Source organism: Psittacicella hinzii (assembly GCF_003585885.1).
Lineage (GTDB): Bacteria > Pseudomonadota > Gammaproteobacteria > Enterobacterales > Psittacicellaceae > Psittacicella.
In genome coordinates this window covers 1-4,599 of the sequence record NZ_NRHC01000068.1, presented here as the reverse complement: position 1 = coordinate 4,599, position 4,599 = coordinate 1, and the positions used below count along the sequence as shown (strand labels likewise).

Genomic DNA, 4,599 nt, shown 5'->3' with positions numbered 1-4,599 from the left:
AATTCGAATTATTTTTAAATTAATTTAATTCGAATTATTTTTAAATTAATTTAATTCGAAATTATTTTTAAATCAATTTAATTCGAATTATTTTTAAATTAATTTAATTCGAATTATTTTTTAATTAATTTAAATTCGAATTATTTTTAATTTAATTAAATTACGAATTATTCGAGCTGTTACCGAAATAAATTGCTAATTAAATTTTTAATTTAATTTTATTTTTCTCGTCTCTCACTTATTTAGACAAATAAAAACTCCAAGATAGGTTATCTTGGAGTTAAAAAAATTGATTAGATTAAAACAGATATAATTTTTATGATTATGCTTTTATAAAAAAACTTTACCTAAGACAATAGTTATTGATTACTTTAGCGAGTAATTTTTATTATCTTCTTACTTAATTTATAAGAACGTTTTTTTAAAAAACAAGTAGATTTTTTTAATTAATTAGCAAAACATAAGTTAACATAAGAATTAGTCCTAAGGTATACTAACCTCGCACTAATTTATAAGCTTGCTTTTGCAAGCTTAGCTCCCAGTCCCACCCCAATGTGGGACAAAATAAACATTCAAAAATTTTACTATTAACGACCAGTTTAGCTGATTTTATAATTAACTAGATTAACCAGTCTCTTATTAACCAGACTAATCTATTTCTAATAAACTAGACTAGCGGACTAACCTGTTTATAATTAACCCGACCAACCATTTTCTAATTAACTTGACCAACTTAATTTTCCCTAATTTATGTTAACCGTTTACATTGATGGCGCTTGCCGTAAAAACCCAGGTAGAGGTGGATACGCCTTTGCTATTTTTCAAGATAATAAGCTTATTGCCCAAAAATCTAAAGGCTTTTTACTCACAACTAATAACCGCATGGAAATTAGCGCTTTTCTCTATGCGATGTTCTATTTACATCAAAAAGGCTTAATTTCCCGTGGTGAACAAGTTCTTTTTAAAACTGACTCCGAATATTTAAAAAACTCCATGACCATGTGGATTAATGGTTGGGTAAAAGCCAAATGGAAAGATAAAAAGAACCCTGATCTTTTTAAACGTTGTTATGTTTATAAACAACATTTTAAAATCCTTTGGGAAAAAGTTGCAGCGCACACAGGTATCCCTGGAAATGAACTAGTTGATTCTTTAGCAACCACAGCTGCTGATTTGGATTCTGATTTACTATATCGTGATTATATTTACGAACTAGAAAATCCTCTTGCAGCTAGAAAAATAGCCAAAGTAGAACCTGATTTCAAAGAAAGAGCAATCCACTCAAGATTTATTTTCTTAGACCGCGAAGATGAAAACTCGGTAGAACAAGAACTACAAGATCTAGTGATTGCTGCTTTTGCTACTAAACAAAAATCTAATTCAAAATCTAATTCGAAATCTAAGTCAACACAAAAAGCAAGCTCTACAACGACAACAAGCTCTTCAACCGCAACAAGTGCTACAACTGCAACAAGCGCTTCAACTACAAGCAAAAAATCAACTGCTTCAACTACAACATCGAGTTCTTCTCAAGCTTCAAGCTCTGCTAATGCAAACTCTGTAGCCCAACAAGCTAACCAAGAACCAACGGTAAATCCAGAGAAAAAAGAAAAAGCTCAACAACTTGCTGAACTTGAAACTACTTTAATTAAATTACTTGATGACATTCGCCTTGGTTTTGAAGCTAATAAAACTAAAATCCAAGTTGAAAATGCCCAGCAAGTAACTAATCACCAGCGTATTAATTCGCAACGTCTACAAGAAATTCAACAACAGATTTATCAAGTTTTTAGAGCGCAACATATTCTGGTAAATGACTTAGTTCCTGCTAAAAGAGAAGAGTAGTTGAAGATAGTTGAGAAGTATAGTAATGGCTCTAAAATTACAACTAATAAAGTAAATTCATGCTTTGGTTTAGAGCCATATCTAACATCTTATTTAACGAGATTTCTTCTATCTTGTAAAATGCTTTAACCCTTAGGTTTAACTTAGATCTTCTTAGATCTTCTTAGATCTTCTTAGATCTTCTTGGATCTTCTTGGATCTTCTTCAATCTTTAAAGTAAACTTTGTAACTTTACTTTTAAATGCTTTATCTTATTTAACTAACCGTATTATCTCGGAGGATATATGTTACCGGTAAAAATCATTCCCGCACTAACAGACAACTATATCTATGCGATTAAATTCGGTGAACAAGCTATAGTTGTTGATGTTGGAGAATTCCTTCATCTCCGCACCTATTTAAAAGCAGAACAAATCAAACAGGTTCATCTGTTAATTACCCATAAACACTATGACCATATTCATGGGTTACCTGCTTTATTAAAAGAATACCCTCAAACAAAAATCTATACCTCTAAAGAGATTTTTGCTCAAATACCATTTGCAATAGCCGAAGAAAATCGTGTTTACGTGCAAGATGGGGTTGAGTTTAATATTGGTGAGCACAAACTTGTAGCTCTTTCTACTCCTGGACATACAGATCAACATCTTGTATTTATCCTTGGTAATCAAGTATTTACTGGAGATTTAATCTTCTCAGCAGGTTGTGGTCGTGTACAACCTGATGGTGGTGATATTCACTCACTATACAATTCTATTAACAAAGTAAAATCTTTCCTTGGAGTTGCTGAATACTGGTTATACCCAGGACATGAATATACTCAAGGTAATTTACTTTATGCAAAATCACTTGAAGATGCAAGCATTGCAGATGCTTTAGCCAAATTTGAAGCAACTTTAAGTGAACGTAACTATGTAAATACTCCTGTAAGCTACTTAAAAGAACTTACTTACAATCCGTTTTTACGTGCAGATAATCCGTCTCAATTTATTAACTTACGTTTAGGTAAGGATACATTCATTCCTGCATAAACTTTAGCACAATGAAAATTTCATCTCTGACACAAATATTTAGTTTTACTATGTTGAGTTTATCGTCGTTAGGGGCGATAAACTCATCTTATGCTGCCTTTGGTAATGCTTCGCAAATTAACCTCCCTGCAATTAATTGGCAAAGTGCAAATAAAGGTTCATTTAATCCCCAGCAATACCTTTCTGGTGACGTTTATGGTATTTATGCCGTAGATCTTGATAGCAATCAAGTTATTCTTAGCCAAAATGCTACTTCTAACTTTAAACCTGCTTCTACGCAAAAAGTAATAACTTCGTTATTGACCTACGCTACTTTTACCGCTGACCATACTTTAAAAACTAACGTTTACTTGCAACCAACGAGTAAAAAAGGAGAATACCAAGTAACTCTTGAGTTTACTGGAGATCCTAGTTTTAATCTGCAAAGAGTTCGTCAGTTAGTACAGTTATTAAAAGTTGCTGATGTAAGTAGTATTAGTAAACTGGTGATTAACACTAGTAAGTACAATGGACATGATCGTCCCCAAGGTTGGGTGTGGAATGGTAACTCTATGTGTTACAGTGCCGAAAACTCTGTTGCCCAATATAACTACAATTGTATTTCTGGTACTTTAAAAACAGAAGGAGCTATTGGTACTTTTGCCAAACTTGACAACTATACTAACTCACGCGAAATAAACATTACTTCAAACGTCGTTATAGTTCCACCGAGAGAAGCTTCAACTTGCGAATTAAACTATGTAAATGCTAACGGCAGAAGCTTTACGCTTGATGGTTGTGTAGGGCAAAACAAAAATGGTATTTGGATGTACTTTGCCGTACCTAACGGCAATCAATTTACTGCGCAAGTTGTTAAAAATCAACTTGTTGATAGTGGCATCCCTGTAAAATCTCTTGAGTTTAGCCAACAGCCTATTCCACAAAATAAAACAGCAAACTTTGCTATCCAAAGTGACAGTATTAGCAGTTTAATTAGTAAAATGCTAGGTGATTCTGAAAATCACATTGCAGAACAACTTTACCGTAACGTTGCTTTAGCTCGTACAGGAGAATCTACTTCATATACTCTTGCGCAAAAAGTAAATTCACAATTACTTGCAAGCTTTAATTTAGAGGTAAATTCTAAGCTGTTTGACGGCTCTGGTCTCTCTTATTACAACTCAATTACACCGTTAGAGATGACTAAATTAGTAGCCACAATTTATACCAGCGCTCCTGATTTATGGCAGTTATTCCCAAATCAAAGCGAAGGTACTTTAAAACACAAAACTAGTTTTAAAGACTTTAATATCAAAGGAAAAACAGGCTCTTTAAATGGAGTAACTAACTTTACCGGCGTGTTAACCACTAAGAGCGGAAAACATATTGCCTTTACTTACTTTCTGAATAACTCTAGTTCAACGCGTAAACAAATTAATGATTTTGAGTTAGCGTTGCTAAACTACCTAAACAAATAAAATTTGTAACCTTTGTAACCATGGGTGAATTGTAAAAACTATTTACGTAAATAAAGTTTACAAACTACTAAAACCAGTAAAGTTAGAATTAAGGGAAAAATTGCCGAAAAGATCTTACCTCTATGGAGTTCTTTCTCCTTACCTAACACAAGTTTACCCATAACGAAAATAGCAGAGCGGGGCTTATAAAAAAGCCTCGCTCTGCTATTTTATTAAGTAAAAATTTACTTGTAGAGAACTTATGAATTTACAAGTTTACAAGTTTA

The 4,599-nt window shown here is 32.8% G+C and carries 3 protein-coding genes; all 3 read left to right on the top strand.

Going from position 1 to position 4,599, the window contains the following annotated elements; all coding sequences use genetic code 11:
• Window positions 1-750: 750 nt before the first annotated feature.
• Window positions 751-1,845 carry a ribonuclease H gene (locus CKF54_RS05410; protein WP_119525345.1) on the top strand — a complete coding sequence of 365 codons (1,095 nt, stop codon included), beginning with the start codon at window positions 751-753 and terminating at the stop codon, window positions 1,843-1,845.
• Window positions 1,846-2,129: 284 nt separating this feature from the next.
• A complete protein-coding gene (locus CKF54_RS05405) occupies window positions 2,130-2,876 on the top strand; it encodes a hydroxyacylglutathione hydrolase family protein (RefSeq protein ID WP_119525344.1) in 747 nt (248 codons plus the stop codon).
• Window positions 2,877-2,887: 11 nt separating this feature from the next.
• On the top strand, window positions 2,888-4,333 hold the full coding sequence (gene dacB, locus CKF54_RS05400; protein ID WP_119525343.1) for a D-alanyl-D-alanine carboxypeptidase/D-alanyl-D-alanine-endopeptidase: 1,446 nt from the start codon (window positions 2,888-2,890) through the stop codon (window positions 4,331-4,333).
• Window positions 4,334-4,599 lie beyond the last annotated feature (266 nt).

What these genes read in the sequence shown, in the direction of transcription:
- dacB (WP_119525343.1), top strand. Translation starts at nt 2,888, where the DNA reads ATGAAAATTTCATCTCTGACACAAATATTTAGTTTTACTATGTTGAGT.
- CKF54_RS05405 (WP_119525344.1), top strand. Translation starts at nt 2,130, where the DNA reads ATGTTACCGGTAAAAATCATTCCCGCACTAACAGACAACTATATCTAT.
- CKF54_RS05410 (WP_119525345.1), top strand. Translation starts at nt 751, where the DNA reads ATGTTAACCGTTTACATTGATGGCGCTTGCCGTAAAAACCCAGGTAGA.